The following is a 15,748-nucleotide window of genomic DNA, read 5'->3' as shown; positions in this document are numbered from 1 at the left end:
TCTCACCGGAGCGCGCCCCACAAATGAACAAACACGACTGATGAATTTCACGCCTTACCTCGCAGACCTTGCGGGTAGGGGAGTATTGATTTCATTCAGGAGTGCTTATGGCTCATTGCGCCCACATCCCCGCTTTTGTTTTACATCAGGTCACCTGTCAGTTTGCGACGGGACAGACCCTGTTTGGTCCGCTCAGCGTCTCGCTGGAACCGTCCCTTTGCGGCCTGGTCGGCCGGAACGGCGTCGGCAAGACGCGTCTGCTGCGTCTGCTGGCCGGTCTGGATTCCCCCGCCGACGGTCATATTGAACGCGCGGCTTCCATTGCCTGGGTGGCGCAGCAGCCGAACGTCACGCCAGAGATGACCCTCGCGGCGCTGCTGGGCTATGCGCCGATATTTGATGCCTTGTCTCGCCTTGAACAGGGTCAAGTGCTGGCTGCCGATTTCGATCTATTGGATGGCCACTGGGATCTCCCCGATCGCCTGAGTTTAGCTTTCCGTGAAGCCGATCTCCCGCCGTTCTCTGCCGATCGTCCCGTTTTTTCACTCAGCGGCGGCGAGCGGATGAAGGCTCTGCTGTGCGGCGCCTTTGTCTCCGGCGCCGATTATCTGCTGCTGGATGAGCCCACCAACCATCTGGACCGCCAGGGGCGGGAGTGGCTCTATCACCAACTGGAAAGCTGGCAGGGTGGGGCTCTGATCGCCAGCCACGACCGCGAGTTACTGACGCGGATGCCGAGGATTATTGAGCTGACGCCGACGGCGCTGCGCAGCTACGGCGGCAACTATGATGAATATCAGCGCCAGCGTATGGCGGAGCAGCAGGCTGCGCGCGCGGCGCTGGAGCATGCTGTGACCGAGCGACGGCGCACCCGCGCGCGAATGCAAAAGGAGCATGACGCCGCGCAGCGGCGCTCGGCTCAGACGCTGCGGACCGTTGATACGCTAAATATCGCCTCGTTTGAACGTGTGAAGTACAAAGGCGCGGCAAAAGAGCGCCCGGGAGCGCTGCGCCGTCAGCATCGTGAACAGAACAGCAGTCTGAATGCCGCCGTGCAGCAGGCGCGGGAGCGGGTTGAGGAAGAGACCCCAGTGATGTTTACCCTGCCGGGTAGCGAAGTGGCCGCCGGCAAGCAGGTACTGGTGGTGGAGTCATTACAGCTCGACCATGCGCCGGCTGCGCCGCTGAACTGGCGTATCGATGGCCCGATGCGCATCGCGCTAAAGGGGCCAAACGGCTGTGGCAAAACCACTTTGCTGAAAACGCTGTTGGGGCTGGAGCAGGCCGCGTCAGGCGATGTCCGGCTTTCGGTGAGCGCCGCTTACCTCGATCAACATCTGACGCAGCTGGATTTATCCCTGTCGGTAATGGCGCACCTGAGCCTGGAAGATACCCCACTGGATGAGGGCCTCCTGCGCACCCGCCTGGCGCAGCTCCAGCTGGGCGCGGATAAGGTCACTCTGCCGCTGTCGGCGCTCAGCGGCGGCGAGCGCCTGAAAGCGGCGCTGGCGTGCGTGCTCTGGCGACGCGAGCCTGCCCAGCTGCTTTTGTTGGATGAGCCAACCAACCATCTCGATTTAGCATCGACGCAGGCTATTGAAAGCGCGCTGGCGGCGTTTCCCGGCGCGATGCTGGTGGTGTCGCATGATGAGGCGTTTTTACAAGGTCTGAAGCTGACCCATAGTCTGGCGTGGCGGGAGACGAGCTGGCACTTTTCCCTGCTTTGAATGCCCGGTAGCCGCCATCTTATGCTGGCGGCTACTGGCGACAGATAAAAAAAATCCCCGCCATCAGGCAGGGATTCTCGATTCTTAGCGGCTTGAACTTACAGAGAAGTTACGTTGCCAGCTGCCGGGCCTTTAGCGCCGCTTTCGATGGTGAAGGATACTTTCTGACCTTCGTCCAGGGATTTGTAGCCATCGTTCTGGATAGCAGAGAAGTGTACGAACACGTCTTTAGAGCCATCGTCAGGAGTGATGAAGCCGAAGCCTTTGTCAGCGTTGAACCATTTTACGATACCAGTCATTTTACCGGACATAGTGAATTACCTTTAAAAAAATAAGTGAGCCTTGCGGCGTAGGGGTCTGGACTACAGATTTAAAGCGATAAAGGGAAAGTTCACTACGGGGGTATCTTTGGATAACCTTAGAAGGACTGCTCTATTCGACTGCTCTGTGGTCTGTACATCAAACCTGCGAGCATTAACGCACGTTCAGCACCTGATAGCAAACTTTTTTTTACGGTGCAGCGGCAAAAGCTCCCTTACTGGCCTTTGCCGCTGCGCGCGAGATTAATCGAGTAATTGTCGTGAAAGCTGTGGATTGGCCTGAATCAGGCGCATCAATTTCAGCTCGGTGGGAGACGGTCTGACCCGTCTCGACTCCCACTCTCTTACCATGGCGACGCTCACGCCCATGACGTTGGCAAAGTCGTCAATCTTAAGTCCAGTGCCTTTACGCAGCTGTTCAAATTCACTAAACACAGTGGACTTACGGTTTGAGGTAAGTTTCTGATTATCATCCTTAAAAACGATGTGTTCCAGGCTGCTCAGCAGTTCAAACACGGGATCTTTATATTCCATTGAGAACTCCTTTTATCACACAGCGGAAAAGATTTTTCTATAGCTCATTAAGAATAGTCAGAAAATGGCGCAAGGGATGGTAACGTCGGTGATTATTTGCCAACAGGCTATCGAATCTGCCCCGACAGCCAAACGGCAGCGTAGCCTAAAAGAATGATTATTAACGCGATGAGGTGGCTTCGAAAATTTTTGTAAACGGATAAGAAAAAAGCGGCAAAGCCGGCGCGGGGCGCCGGCTTATAGGGTTAGGCTTTCTGCAGGCTTCTCGCCTTATCTGTCGTCGCCGGCACGGATTTACTGACCCGGTACTTGATCAGCAGCGCAATGGCTGACAGGAACGCCGGGATGGCCAGCAGGGTGAAAATGGTCTCAAAGGAGAGCTGAGCCTGCATCAGGAAGGCGCCGCTGAACGCGCCGAGGATGCCGCCGAAGCGGCCGATACCCAGCATCCAGGCGACGCCGGTGGCGCGCCCCTGCGTCGGATAGAAGCCAGCCGCCAGCGCCGGCATCGACGACTGGGCGCCGTTCATAATGCTGCCGGCGATAAAGACCATCACTCCCATTAGCGCCAGGCTGCTGGTGGAGAACCCCACCAGGCAGACAAAAACGCCGGTCAGCAGCCAGCCGACGGCCACCACTTTATTGGGGTTGATCTTGTCCATCAGGGCGCCGAGGATCAGCACGCCAATCCCGCCGCCGAGCGGGAACAGGGCGGTGATAATTGAGGCCTGACTCATCGAGGCGCCGGTTTCACGGATGAGCAGCGGCAGCCAGCTGGTCAGCAGATAGAAAATCAGCAGACCCATAAAGTAGGTCAGGCACAGCATCACGGTACCCACCGCGTAGCGAGGAGAGAAAATGACGCCGATCGCGGATTTCTCTTTCACCTGGCCTGCTTCGCGTAGTACAAATTCCACTGTCTTCGGCAGCGGCGCGATATGGCGCAGAATAGCAGCAATGCGCTGCGCCGGGTGCTGCTTCACTACCAGATAGCGGACGGACTCTGGCAGCAGGAATATTAATGCCACCGCCAGCAGGAGGGGCATCACGCCGCCCAGCACCAGCACGCTCTGCCAGCCATAGTGCGGGATCATCCAGGCGGATAAAAAGCCGCCCAGCGAAGATCCCATCGGAAAGCCGACAAACATCAGGTTCACCAGCAGCGCCCGACGGCGCTCCGGCGCATATTCACTCATTAGCGTCGCGGCATTCGGCATCGCCGCGCCAAGGCCCAGACCGGTCAGGAAGCGCAGCAGCGTCAGCTGATTAAGGCTGGTGGCGAAGGCGGTGAGCAGGCTGAATCCGCCGAACACCACGATCGACATGATCAGCACTTTTTTGCGGCCGATGCGGTCAGCCAGCGGCCCTGCGGTTAAGGCGCCGACCGCCAGGCCCACCAGCGCGGCGCTCATCACCGGGCCGAGGGCCGATTTTTCCACGCCCCACTCTTGCACCAGGTCGGAGGCGATGAACCCGATAATTGCGGTATCGAACCCGTCCATCGCGACGGTGATAAAGCAGAGCGCAAGGATCATCCACTGGTAGCGGGTGAAGGGGTGCTCGTTGATAAAGGCCTGAATGTCGATGGTTGTCTTAGTCATACGGCTTTCCTGGCAGACTGAGCGAGGGACAGAGGTTTATTATTATCGTCGCCTTCGCGTCGTTGAGTTTGATTTGTGCGATAATCGAACATGTCGCCGTTAATCGCTCATTCATCAAATCATTGAAGTGCGAGGCAGGCAATCCAGACGCGTGCCAAAGCGTGCGATTATCGTCCGCTTTAAGGCGCAGTGCCGGGTTGTAGCTTTTTATTTATATTAATATCAATGGCTTATGAAGTTCTGGCCCACCTGATCTTAAGACCATATTTGTGATGCGCATAACAGACGTTCTACAGCGCGACGATGGCGTGCAAAATGGTGTTTTTCCCGCGTAAGATTAGCAGGAAAGGGTATCCTGCGAGGCCGAGCTGGACTATCCTTGTCAGCGTCTGGCACGTGTGTGCCGTTGTGCGCTTTTTTTGGCTGAAAGGAGTAAAAAAATGGCGACAGGAAAGTCCTGCTCTCGCTGGTTTGCGGCTATGGCGGCCTTATTGATGGTGGTTAGCCTGAGTGGGTGTTTTGATAAAGAGGGCGATCAGCGCAAAGCGTTTATCGACTTCCTGCAGAATACGGCGATGCGTAGCGGTGAACGTCTGCCGACGCTGACCGCCGATCAGAAAAAACAGTTTGGGCCTTTTGTCTCTGACTACGCGGTGATCTACGGTTACTCGCAGCAGGTGAGCCAGGCGATGGACGCTGGTCTGCGCCCGGTGGTGGACAGCGTCAATGCGATCCGCGTCCCGCAGGATTATATGACCCAGCGTGAGCCGCTGCGTCAGGCGAACGGCGCGCTGGGCGTGCTCAGCCAGCAGCTGCAGAATGCGAAAATGCAGGCCGATGCCGCGCATGGCGCGCTGAAGCAGGCTGACGATCTCAAGCCGGTCTTCGATCAGGTTTACGCCAAGGTGGTGACGGCGCCAGCCGACGCGCTGCAGCCGCTGATCCCGGCCGCGCAGATCTTTACCCAGCAGCTGGTTCAGGTTGGGGATTTTGTCGCTCAGCAAGGGACGCAGGTGAGCTTTGTCGCCAACGGCATTCAGTTCCCAACCTCCCAGCAGGCCAGCCAGTACAATGCGCTGATTGGGCCGCTGGCGGCGCAGCATCAGGCGTTTAATCAGGCATGGACGGCGGCGGTGAACGCCACCCGTTAATGCTTCATCTGGCTGACGTTGGCTGCGGCGAACGGGCAGGATGATGGACAGGATGCAAAAAGAACCCGGGGAGGGCGGTTGCCGCCGTTACCCGGGTTTTTTTATGGCTTATTTTACCTGCGGATTGACGCAGTTTTTCTCTACGTTGCCGTTCAGGGCGTCGATCAGGTTGTCCACCGCACAGGCCGCCATATTGTAGCGCGTCTCATGGGTGGCGGAGCCGATATGCGGCAGCGCGACGACGTTCGGCAGGCTCAGCAGCGGTGAGTCCTTGGCCAGCGGTTCGTGTTCGAACACATCGAGACCGGCAGCGTGGATCTCACCGTTCTGCAGGGCGGCGATCAGCGCCTGCTCGTCCACTACCGGGCCACGCCCGGCGTTAATGAAGATGGCGGAAGATTTCATTTTGGCAAACTGCGCCTGACCGAACAGATGGTGAGTCTCTTCGCTCAGGGGCAGGATCAGGCAGACAAAGTCAGCCTCCTGCAGCAGGGTATCGAGATCGCAATAGCGGGCATTGAAGCGTTCTTCCGCCTGCGGATGCTGGCGACGCGCGTTATACAGGATCGGCATGCCGAACCCGAAGTGGGCGCGCTGCGCCAGCGCCATACCGATGCGGCCCATGCCGACGATGCCTAAGGTTTTATGGTGAACATCCGTGCCGAACCAGTCCGGACCAATGCTCTTCGTCCATTCACCCGCTTTGACGCGCTCCGCCACTTCCACCACCCGGCGCGCGGTACTCAGCACCAGCGCCATGACCGTATCGGCGACGGTCTCGGTCAGCACGGTCGGGGTATGCATCAGCAGCACCCGGCGGGCGTTCAGCGCCTCGACGTCGAAGTTGTCATAGCCAACGGAAACGGTGGAGGTCGCACGCAGCTTCGGCATCTTCTCCAGCAGCGCGGCGTCAACCTTTTCGCTGGAGCCCAGCAGGCCTTCAGCCTGGGCGAAGGCCTCAGCGTGCTGCGAAACGGTCTCCGGCCGCAGGTTTTTCACCTGAGTGACGGAAAAGTGCTCCTCCAGACGCTGTAGCAGGTCGTCGGGAAGCGTTTTATAGAGAATGACAGACGGCTTCATGCGAATCTCCGTAGTATGAGTCGTTCAGGCGTGATGAGCGCCAAGTGGAAGGTTTTGATTATTAGCAGGCTTAACAATCAAAGTCAGCCATACTGAGGCGAAAAGCGCTACCCCCATAAAAATATAGGACGCTGCGGGGCTGCCGGTGGCGCCGTTCAGGTAGCCGACAAACCACGAGCCGCAGAAGGAGCCCAGGGCGCCCATGCTGTTGATCAGCGCCATGGCGCCCCCGGCGACGTTGCGCGGCAGCATTTCCGGAATAATGGCGAAGAAGGGGCCGTAAGGCGCATACATTGCCGCCCCGGCCACCACCAGCAGGGTGTAGGAGACCCAGAAGTGGTTGGCGCCGACCGCCCAGGAGCCGATGAAGGCCAGTCCGCCAATCAGCAGCAGCGGCCAGACGAACAGCTTACGGTTTTGCAGTTTATCCGAGGCCCAGGAGACGACGATCATGGCGATGGTGGCCGCCAGGTACGGGACAGAAGAGAGCCAGCCCACTTCCACCATCCCCATATTTTCACCGCCGCTGCGGATAATCGACGGCAGCCACAGTACAAAGCCGTATACGCCGATACTCCAGGCAAAATACTGCGCGCAGAGCAGGATCACGTTGCGGGAGCGGAAGGCTTCGCCATAGTTACGCACCGCTTTGATGCCTTGCTGTTCACGATCCAGTTGTTCCTGCAGCGCCGCTTTTTCACTCTCCGCCAGCCAGGACACCTGCGACGGCTTATCTTTCACCAGCACCCACCAGCAGAAGGCCCAGATCACCGCCGGCACCCCTTCGATGATGAACATTTCCCGCCAGCCGAAGGCCTGAATCAGGTAGCCGGAGACTACCGACATCCACAGGACCGTCACCGGGTTACCGAGGATCAGGAAGGTGTTGGCGCGAGAGCGCTCTGATTTGGTGAACCAGTTGCTGATATAGATAAGCATCGCCGGCATCACCGCGGCTTCGACGACGCCGAGGATAAAGCGGATCGCCGCCAGCGCCGGGATATTATGCACAATACCGGTCAGGGAGGCGCAACCGCCCCACAGGATCAGGCAGATAAAGATCAGTTTGCGAACGCTGCGGCGCTCCGCATAGATAGCGCCGGGGATCTGGAAGAAGAAGTAGCCGAGGAAGAACAGCGCCCCCAGCAGGGAGGAGATCCCCTTGGTGATGCCCAAGTCTTCGGTAATGCCTGCCGCGGAAGCGAAGCTGAAGTTGGCGCGGTCGAGGTACGCCAGGCTATACGTGATAAACACGATAGGCATGATGTACCACCAGCGTTTCGTTGCATTTGTTGAGCTATTCATAGGCTTGCCTCTGTCAATGAGGAGACATACGTCCGTCGAAACGGACGCTGCTGTGCCGCGCTGCAGGTAGGGTACAGGACGGCTGTTATCGTTGCGTAGAAAAGTTACTCGCCCAGCGCGTCGCGAGTGGGCAGCCCCTCGCTGTCGCCCTGGACCTGAATCGCCAGCGAACCGATTTTATTGCCGCGGTTCACCGCCTGAAGCAGGGTTTTGCCTTCCAGCAGGGCGCTAATCACCCCGACGGCAAAGCCGTCGCCGGCGCCGACGGTATCGACGACGTTATCGACTTTAATGGCATCGACCGTTCCCTGTTCGCCGCTGGCGCTCTTGAACCAGGCGCCGTCGCAGCCGGTTTTAATGACTACCGCCTTGACGCCGCGGGAGAGATAGAAATCGGCAATCCCTTCCGGGGTCTGCTGGCCGGTAAGAATCACGCCCTCTTTCAAGCCTGGCAAAACCCAGTCAGCCTGGAAGGCGAGACGGTTGAGTTTCTCCACCATCTCGGCTTCGCTTTTCCACAGTACCGGGCGCAGATTGGGGTCGAAAGAGAGGGTTTTTCCTTCGGCTTTCATTACCTTCGCCGCATGCTCCAGCAACGCGTAAGAGCTCTCAGAAAGGGCCGCCGCGACGCCGCTCAGGTGCAGATGGCGGGCGCTGGTGAAGTAGTCGGCGCGAAAATCGTCCGGCGAAAGATGGCTGGCTGCGGATCCTTTGCGGAAATACTCCACAATGGGATCGGTTCCATTTTCGACTTTCGATTTCATCTGGAAACCGGTAGCGAAGCGGTTGTCGATGGCCACAGCGTGGCTATCGATCCCCTCTTTCGCCAGCGATTGCAGTACGAAGCGGCCAAAGCTGTCGTTGCCGACGCGGCTCACCCAGCCGACTTTCAGACCCAGGCGCGCCAGGCCGGTGGCGACGTTCAGCTCGGCGCCGGCGACACGTTTCATGAAATGCTCCACCTCGGCCAGATCCCCGGTTTCGGTGGCGACAAACATGGCCATAGCTTCGCCGATGGTGATGACATCTAAATTTTCCACGACTTAATCCTCGCGTAACAGGTTGACGTAGCGGCGGGTCACGGCCGTCAGGTCATGGCCAGTCAGCGGAAACTCGATTCCACGCGGCGCGTCGGCGGGAAGATTATCGAGCAGGGCCAGCCAGCGTTCGGCGGCCTGATCCGGCGGTACAGCGCGGAATTTCTCATGATGAGGCTCCGCCGCTTTAACATGAATATAGCTGACCGCCGGCGCAAGATGACGTGCCGCCTCTTCCGGCGAATCGCCAACCCACAGCCAGTTGCCCATATCAAACGTTAAGGTGATCGGCAGCTGATGGACCCGGCAGGCGGCTTTGAAGCGCTGCATCGGCGCCAGCTGGCCGCAGTCGGTCTGGTCATTCTCTACCACCAACGCCATGCCGCTGTCGCTGAGGATATCGCGCAGCTCATCCAACTGCTGATTGTGGAGGAAATGGCCAAGGGAGAGCTTCAGCCACAGAGCGTTCAGAGTTTGCGCTTCCGCGAGCAGCGTCGGGAGATCCGGGTTAAGCTCGCCGTTGTCGGTGAACAGCGCCTGCGGCGCGGAGTAGCAGGCCAGCAGGCCGTGGCGCTCAATGGTGGCCGCCAGCGAGGGCAGAGCGTTGAGCTCTTCCGCGCTGCACAGCTCGCGGCGGATTTCGACGCCGTCCGCGCCGGCGTTGGCGATAAACGGCAGGACAGCGGCCTGCCCGCCTAAGGATTTAACATGGTCATTACCATACGCAGCGGTAACGACAATAATTTTTCTGGCCATCGCGCTCTTACTCCCGGCGTTTGTTGCTTAATCTTCTTAATACGCTAGATGGTATCGGTTCCATAAGAAAGGGCGAGATGTTTAATTTATGATCGGCATCACGAAGGATCGTTAACGGGAGGTTGATCCGCGGACGATAAGCTCGCCGGAAAATACCCGTTCGCGGATGGGGTCGTTAGTGCCGGCAATGCGCCGAATAACCTGTTCGACCGCCGCGTAGCCGATCTGCCACGTCGGCTGTTTGAGGGTGGTAATACCGACGCCGGCCAGCTCCGCCCACTCCAGTTCGTCGAAGCCCAGCAGGCCGATATCGCTCCCCCAGATCAGGCCGACGCGCTTTAGGGCGCGGGCTACCTGCAGCGTCAGCGCGCCGTTGGCGGAGATGACCGCTTTGCGCATCCCGCGGTGGCGGGCATGGAACTGACGCAGGACGTTGTCCAGCATCGCGCCGTCGTTAAGCTGCACCTCGGCGTTTTCGGCCACCACGCCGTGGTGGCGGGCAAGCGTGGCGCGAAAGGCGCTCAGGCGCTCGCGACGGGTATTCACCGAGCCCAGCGGTTCGCTGAGAAACAGGATGGCCTCGAATCCTTTTTCCACCAGATGTTCGGTGGCGGTGGTGGCGGCCTGGGCGTTATCAAGCCCGACCACATCGCAGGCGAAATCGGGGATTTTACGGTCGATCAGCACCATCGGCAGGGCCGACTGCTGCAGGCGGTTCAGACCATCCTCCCGCATGCCGACCGCGTTGACGACAATACCCTCCACCTGGTAGCTGCGCAGCAGGTCCAGGTAGTGCAGCTCCTGATCGAGCTCGTTATTGGTATTACACACCAGCAGGGTGAAGCCCTTTTCCCGGCAGGCTGCTTCAATGCCGCTCATGACGTTGACCGAGTAGGGATTGGTGATATCGGCGATGATCAGGCCGATGAGGCGGGTTCGGCCGTGCTTGAGGCCGCGGGCCATCAGGCTGGGGCGGTAGTCGAGTTCGGCAATGGCTTTTTCAATACGTGATAACAGGTCGTCGGAAAGCAGATGCTTCTCGCCGTTAAGATAACGTGAAATGCTGGTTTTGCCGGTCTTTGCGGCTTTCGCCACATCGCTGATAGTTGCACGCGCCGCTTTCGCCATGGTGGCTTCCTTTGCTGAAAATCTGCCAACACCTTAGCGCGAAAAATAGCGATATCAAGCATTTTGCCCGGCAGAGCGGCTGCCGGGCGACATGAGGTTGCGCTTACTGCAGCGGGCTGAGGGTAATTTCCACGCGACGGTTCTGCGCTTTGCCTTCCGCCGTGCTGTTGCTGGCGATCGGGTTCGCCGGGCCCATGCCGGTGGTGCGAATGCGATTGGCCGCCACGCCCTGGGTGATGAGCGCGCTGGCGACGCTGTCCGCACGCTGTTGCGACAGACGCATATTCAGCTCCTTGCTGCCGGTGCTGTCGGTGTAACCGACCACGTTAACAGCGGTTTTCTCATACTCTTTCAGCACCATGGCCACGCCGGTCAGGGTGTTGGCGCCGGCCGGCTTCAGGTTGGCGCTATTGCTGTCGAAGGTGACGTTATTCGGCATGTTCAGCACGATATTGTCGCCATTTCGCGTCACGCTGACCCCGGTTCCCTGCATTTTGTCGCGCAGCTTCGCTTCCTGCACGTCCATGTAGTAACCAATGCCGCCGCCGAGCGCCGCGCCGGCCGCTGCGCCAATCAGCGCGCCTTTGCCGCGGTCATGTTTGGAAGAGGAGAGCGCGCCGACGCCAGCGCCCACTAAGGAGCCAATACCTGCGCCAATACCGGATTTGCCTGCTTCACGTTCACCGGTATAGGGGTTGGTGGTGCAGCCAGAAATGGCCAGAGTGCCGCTGACCAGCGCCGCAATCATAAGTACGCGTTTTTTCATTTAATGTCCTTAATCCTTTTTATTCTTTGTCACAGCGAACGTGACGGTTGATTATGACGCGCGATTACGGAGAAAATTCCCCGGATACCATCTCTTTTTGTAAATAACATTGAACGGTTGCCCATCACGCCGTCATGACACCTGCATTCGCTGACCAGGAGCCGCCCTTGCCAACCTCATCTGCAACCAAAACCATCTTAACCGCCGCCCACTGGGGACCGATGCTGGTGGAAACGGACGGGGAAAACGTCCTCTCTTCCCGCGGCGCGCTGGCGACACCGTTTGCCAACTCGCTGCAAACGGCAGTGCGCGATCAGGTGCACAGCAAAACCCGCGTGCGCTATCCAATGGTGCGTAAAGGCTTCCTTGCTTCACCGGACAAGCCCCAGGGGGTCCGCGGTCAGGATGAATTCGTGCGGGTGAGCTGGGAGCAGGCGCTGGATCTGATCGATGCCCAGCATCGGCGGATCCGCGACAGCTACGGTCCGGCCTCCATTTTTGCCGGCTCCTACGGCTGGCGCTCTAACGGCGTATTGCATAAGGCGGCGACGCTGCTGCAGCGCTATATGAGCCTGGCGGGCGGCTATACCGGCCATCTTGGCGATTACTCCACCGGCGCGGCGCAGGCGATCATGCCTTACGTCGTTGGCGGCAATGAGGTGTATCAGCAGCAGACCAGTTGGCCGCTGGTGCTCGAGCACAGCGAAGTGGTGGTGCTGTGGAGCGCCAACCCGCTGAACACGCTGAAAATTGCCTGGAATGCCTCCGACGAGCAAGGGATCCCGTGGTTTGATCGGCTGCGCCAGAGCGGTAAGCGGCTGATCTGCATCGATCCGATGCGATCGGAAACCGTCGATTTCTTTGGCGATTCGATGGAGTGGATCGCGCCGCATATGGGCACCGACGTCGCGCTGATGCTGGGGATCGCCCATACGCTGGTGGAAAATGACTGGCAGGATGATGCGTTTCTTACCCGCTGCACCAGCGGCTACGATATTTTTGCCCGCTATCTGACCGGCGAAAGCGACGGCGTAGCGAAAACCGCTGAGTGGGCAGCAGCGATCTGCGGCGTTAAAGCAGATAAAATCCGCGAACTGGCGCAACTTTTCCACGAAAATACCACTATGCTGATGGCCGGCTGGGGCATGCAGCGTCAGCAGTATGGCGAGCAGAAACACTGGATGCTGGTCACTCTGGCCGCCATGCTGGGACAGATCGGCACCCCCGGTGGCGGGTTTGGTCTTTCCTATCATTTTGCCAACGGCGGCAACCCGACCCGCCGCGCGGCGGTGCTGGGCTCGATGCAGGGGAGCGTGGCCGGAGGCGTGGACGCGGTGGAGAAGATCCCGGTCGCACGAATTGTCGAGGCGCTGGAGAATCCGGGGGCGGAGTATCAGCACAACGGCATGGCGCGGCGCTTTCCCGATATTCGCTTTATCTGGTGGGCCGGCGGCGCCAACTTTACTCATCATCAGGACACCAACCGACTGATTCAGGCGTGGCAGAAACCGGAGCTTATCGTCATTTCCGAATGCTTCTGGACCGCCGCCGCGCGCCATGCCGATATCGTCCTGCCGGCGACCACCTCGTTTGAGCGCAACGATCTGACCATGACCGGGGACTACAGTAACCAGCATCTGGTGCCGATGAAGCAGGTGGTTGCCCCGCGAGATGAAGCGCGCGACGATTTCGCGGTCTTTGCCGACCTCAGCGAACGCTGGGAGGCGGGTGGCCGCGAACGCTTCACCGAAGGGAAGAGTGATTTGCAGTGGCTGGAGACTTTCTATCAGATGGCCGCCCGGCGCGGCGCCCAGCAGCAGGTGACGCTGCCGCCATTTGCCGAATTCTGGCAGGCTAACCAGCTGATTGAGATGCCGGAGGAGCCGGAGAATGCCCGTTTTGCGCGTTTCGCCGCCTTCCGCGCCGATCCCCAGGCCAACCCGCTGAAAACGGCGAGCGGTAAAATAGAGATCCACTCGCCGACCATCGCCGCTTTTGGTTACGCCGACTGTCCGCCGCATCCGATGTGGCTGGAGCCCGACGAGTGGCATGGCAACGCAGAGGCGGGGCAGCTGCAGCTGCTGTCGGCCCATCCGGCCCACCGTCTGCACAGTCAACTGAACCACACCGCGCTGCGCGAGCGCTATGCCGTCGCCGGGCGCGAACCGGTGACTATTCATCCGCAGGATGCGCAGGCGCGCGGGATTGTCGATGGCGATTTGGTGCGGGTATGGAACGCCCGCGGTCAGGTGCTGGCCGGCGCCGTGGTGACGGAGGGGATCCGCCCGGGGGTGATTTGCCTGCATGAAGGAGCGTGGCCCGACCTGGATCCGCAGGTCGGCATCTGCAAAAACGGGGCGGTGAACGTCTTAACCAAAGATATTCCGACATCCCGGCTGGGCAACGGCTGTGCCGGGAACACCGCCCTGGCGTGGCTGGAGAAATATACCGGCCCGGCGCTGCCGCTTACGGCATTTGATCCGCCGGCCAACGCATAATCCACGTCGGGTGCTGAGTATCGTCCTGCCATGCGCAGTCTTCAATCCGGAAGCCCTGCGCATGGTAGAAACTGACCGCCGATTCGTTCTTCTGATAAACCTCAAGGCTCAGCCAGGCGTAGTGCTGTTTGACTTCATCCAGCAGCGCCCGGCCAATACCCTGGCGGGTGGCGCCCGGCGCGACAAACAGCGCGCCGACGAAACGGGAGTCCAGCACGCTCACAAAGCCTTTTAACTCGCCATCCTGCTCCCAGACCCAGGTGCTGGCGGCGGGAAGATAGACATCCCGTACTACCGCGACGCTGTCGCGCCAGTAGCTTTCGCTGATAAAAGGATGGGCATGAATCGTGCTGTCCAGCCACAGCGCCAGCAGCGGCGCGGTATCTTCAGTGTCCCACTTGCGGATCATCCTGACCTCCAGGGTGACAGAAGCAGCCGGTGACATGGTCGTTGACCAGCCCACAGGCCTGCATAAAGGAATAACAGATTGTCGAGCCGACAAACTTAAAGCCGCGTTTTTTCAATGCTTTCGACAGCGCATCGGAGGCCGGCGTCGTGGCGGGAATTTCCGCCAGCGTCGCAGCGCGGGTCACCTGTGGCGCATTGTCGACGAAGGACCAGACAAAATCAGTGAACGACTCGCCATTTTCTTCCATCGCCAGATAGGCGCGGGCGTTGCCGATAATGGCCTGGATTTTTCCCCGATGGCGAATGATGCCGGTATCCTGCAGGAGTCGCTCGATATCGTCATCACCCATCGCCGCCACGCGCACCAGATCGAACTGGTGAAAAGCCTGGCGGTAGTTCTGCCGTTTTTTTAACACCGTGATCCACGATAAACCGGCCTGCTGGCCCTCAAGGCAGATCATTTCAAACAGCTGGCGACCCTCTTTTTGCGCCACACCCCATTCGGTATCGTGATACTCGATGTATAACGGATCCTGACTCACCCATCCGCAACGCTGCATAGCTGTTTCTCCCTCTGCGCTAAAAAAGTGGACGCCCGCCTTGACGGCTGAAAGATAAAGATAATAGTTAATACAGGGAAATCGTATCCCCACTAAAAACACAGCAATATTGCCGATTCGGCTCTTTTCTGGAGTCGCATTAATGATAATAAAGAAATGCAATGGCCTCCGGGGGTTCTTGATCCCGGCGAGCGTATCCGTCTGGGTGTCATGTGTCTCTGGAGCGAATGCCTGGCAACAGGAATATATCGCTATCGATACAAAAAGTAATACGTCGGAACGCTATACATGGGATAGCGATCACCAACCACGTTATGAAGATATTCTCGCCGAGCGGATGAAGTCCTCTGAGACGCCCGGCGGGCTGGCGTTAAACCAGGGGCTGGCGCCGCCGGACAGCGGCCGCGGCCTGAGCGTTGGCTGGAATTATCCGCTGGCAAACGGCGTAACCTCCGGGCCGGTGGCCAGCCTGCGCAGCGACGTCACCGCGCCGACGGTGAGAAACGCAGGCGAGGCGGGCTACGTTAACACGCTCGGCTGGCGCATGGATTATCAGGCGCTGTGGGGCGTGCATCCCTGGGCGCAGGTGAGCTATAACCAGTCGCTCGCCAGCGATGTCTGGGCGCCGATGACCCGTGCCAGGGGGGGAGGCTGGAGCGATGTCACCCTGGGCGCTGATATGCGGTTGGGATCCCACGTGGCGGCATGGGCAACGCTGTCGCAGGCGGATAACCTGCCGTCAGGGGAAAATACGCTCTATTTGATGGGGGTCAGCGCCAATTTTTAATCGGGAATTGTTACGCATTTGAAACGATGTGGTTATTGTTAAATCTCAGCAATGGCGCATTTCTGTGAGATAGCGCACACTAACTTTTTG

Annotated in this window: 15 protein-coding genes; 4 read left to right on the top strand and 11 right to left on the bottom strand. The window is 59.0% G+C overall.

Annotation, left to right across the window (positions count from 1 at the left end; all coding sequences use genetic code 11):
• Positions 1–107: 107 nt before the first annotated feature.
• Positions 108–1,727: an ABC-F family ATP-binding cassette domain-containing protein gene (locus tag RRF55_RS05195; RefSeq protein WP_032415799.1), complete on the top strand. Its 1,620-nt coding sequence runs from the start codon at positions 108–110 to the stop codon at positions 1,725–1,727.
• Between the two features lie 98 nt (positions 1,728–1,825).
• Here the strand turns inward: RRF55_RS05195 and cspE are convergent, their stop codons facing one another.
• The 3 genes from cspE to RRF55_RS05180 all read right to left on the bottom strand — a co-directional run bounded on the left by cspE (position 1,826) and on the right by RRF55_RS05180 (position 4,182).
• Entirely contained in the window at positions 1,826–2,038 is a 213-nt protein-coding gene (gene cspE / locus RRF55_RS05190; protein WP_000014594.1) for a transcription antiterminator/RNA stability regulator CspE, read from the bottom strand.
• A 252-nt stretch (positions 2,039–2,290) separates the two neighbouring features.
• Positions 2,291–2,581, bottom strand: coding sequence for an HTH-type transcriptional regulator (locus RRF55_RS05185; protein ID WP_002921931.1), 291 nt, complete (start codon positions 2,579–2,581; stop codon positions 2,291–2,293).
• A 245-nt stretch (positions 2,582–2,826) separates the two neighbouring features.
• On the bottom strand, positions 2,827–4,182 hold the full coding sequence (locus tag RRF55_RS05180) for an MFS transporter (protein WP_032415797.1): 1,356 nt from the start codon (positions 4,180–4,182) through the stop codon (positions 2,827–2,829).
• 440 nt (positions 4,183–4,622) lie between these two features.
• On the opposite strand from RRF55_RS05180, the gene RRF55_RS05175 reads away from it, so the two are divergent.
• Positions 4,623–5,333 carry a DUF3053 domain-containing protein gene (locus tag RRF55_RS05175; RefSeq protein ID WP_002921929.1) on the top strand — a complete coding sequence of 237 codons (711 nt, stop codon included), beginning with the start codon at positions 4,623–4,625 and terminating at the stop codon, positions 5,331–5,333.
• A 108-nt stretch (positions 5,334–5,441) separates the two neighbouring features.
• On the opposite strand, the gene ghrB is transcribed toward RRF55_RS05175, so the two are convergent.
• The 6 genes from ghrB to RRF55_RS05145 all read right to left on the bottom strand — a co-directional run bounded on the left by ghrB (position 5,442) and on the right by RRF55_RS05145 (position 11,405).
• A complete protein-coding gene (ghrB, locus tag RRF55_RS05170; RefSeq protein ID WP_004145219.1) occupies positions 5,442–6,413 on the bottom strand; it encodes a glyoxylate/hydroxypyruvate reductase GhrB in 972 nt (323 codons plus the stop codon).
• Between the two features lie 24 nt (positions 6,414–6,437).
• Positions 6,438–7,718 (bottom strand): MFS transporter, encoded by a 1,281-nt coding sequence (locus RRF55_RS05165; protein ID WP_002921927.1) that lies wholly within the window; start codon positions 7,716–7,718, stop codon positions 6,438–6,440.
• A gap of 104 nt (positions 7,719–7,822) precedes the next feature.
• Positions 7,823–8,758, bottom strand: a complete 936-nt coding sequence (locus tag RRF55_RS05160) for a sugar kinase (protein ID WP_002921921.1) — start codon at positions 8,756–8,758, stop codon at positions 7,823–7,825.
• Between the two features lie 3 nt (positions 8,759–8,761).
• Positions 8,762–9,511, bottom strand: a complete 750-nt coding sequence (locus RRF55_RS05155; protein WP_002921919.1) for a sugar phosphate isomerase/epimerase family protein — start codon at positions 9,509–9,511, stop codon at positions 8,762–8,764.
• 111 nt (positions 9,512–9,622) lie between these two features.
• Positions 9,623–10,639 carry a LacI family DNA-binding transcriptional regulator gene (locus RRF55_RS05150; RefSeq protein WP_002921918.1) on the bottom strand — a complete coding sequence of 339 codons (1,017 nt, stop codon included), beginning with the start codon at positions 10,637–10,639 and terminating at the stop codon, positions 9,623–9,625.
• 103 nt (positions 10,640–10,742) lie between these two features.
• The gene (locus tag RRF55_RS05145; RefSeq protein WP_032415795.1) at positions 10,743–11,405 is read right to left on the bottom strand and encodes an OmpA family lipoprotein; all 663 of its coding nucleotides are present in this window, start codon (positions 11,403–11,405) and stop codon (positions 10,743–10,745) included.
• Between the two features lie 167 nt (positions 11,406–11,572).
• Here RRF55_RS05145 and RRF55_RS05140 point away from each other — a divergent pair, with 167 nt between their 5' ends.
• The gene (locus RRF55_RS05140) at positions 11,573–13,903 is read left to right on the top strand and encodes a molybdopterin guanine dinucleotide-containing S/N-oxide reductase (protein WP_004152428.1); all 2,331 of its coding nucleotides are present in this window, start codon (positions 11,573–11,575) and stop codon (positions 13,901–13,903) included.
• Here the strand turns inward: RRF55_RS05140 and RRF55_RS05135 are convergent.
• Together RRF55_RS05135 and tag are read right to left on the bottom strand one after the other, a co-directional pair.
• On the bottom strand, positions 13,872–14,312 hold the full coding sequence (locus RRF55_RS05135) for an N-acetyltransferase (RefSeq protein ID WP_004173935.1): 441 nt from the start codon (positions 14,310–14,312) through the stop codon (positions 13,872–13,874). The genes RRF55_RS05140 and RRF55_RS05135 overlap by 32 nt on opposite strands.
• A complete protein-coding gene (gene tag, locus RRF55_RS05130; protein WP_439419099.1) occupies positions 14,290–14,871 on the bottom strand; it encodes a DNA-3-methyladenine glycosylase I in 582 nt (193 codons plus the stop codon). Before tag ends, RRF55_RS05135 begins: the two co-directional genes overlap by 23 nt.
• Before the next feature lie 205 nt (positions 14,872–15,076).
• Here tag and RRF55_RS05125 point away from each other — a divergent pair, with 205 nt between their 5' ends.
• Positions 15,077–15,658, top strand: coding sequence for an autotransporter outer membrane beta-barrel domain-containing protein (locus RRF55_RS05125; protein ID WP_072310930.1), 582 nt, complete (start codon positions 15,077–15,079; stop codon positions 15,656–15,658).
• Positions 15,659–15,748 lie beyond the last annotated feature (90 nt).

It is taken from the genome of Klebsiella sp. K47 (assembly GCF_051858335.1).
GTDB classification, from domain to species: Bacteria; Pseudomonadota; Gammaproteobacteria; order Enterobacterales; family Enterobacteriaceae; genus Klebsiella; species Klebsiella pneumoniae.
This window is presented reverse-complemented; position numbering and strand designations above follow the sequence as displayed.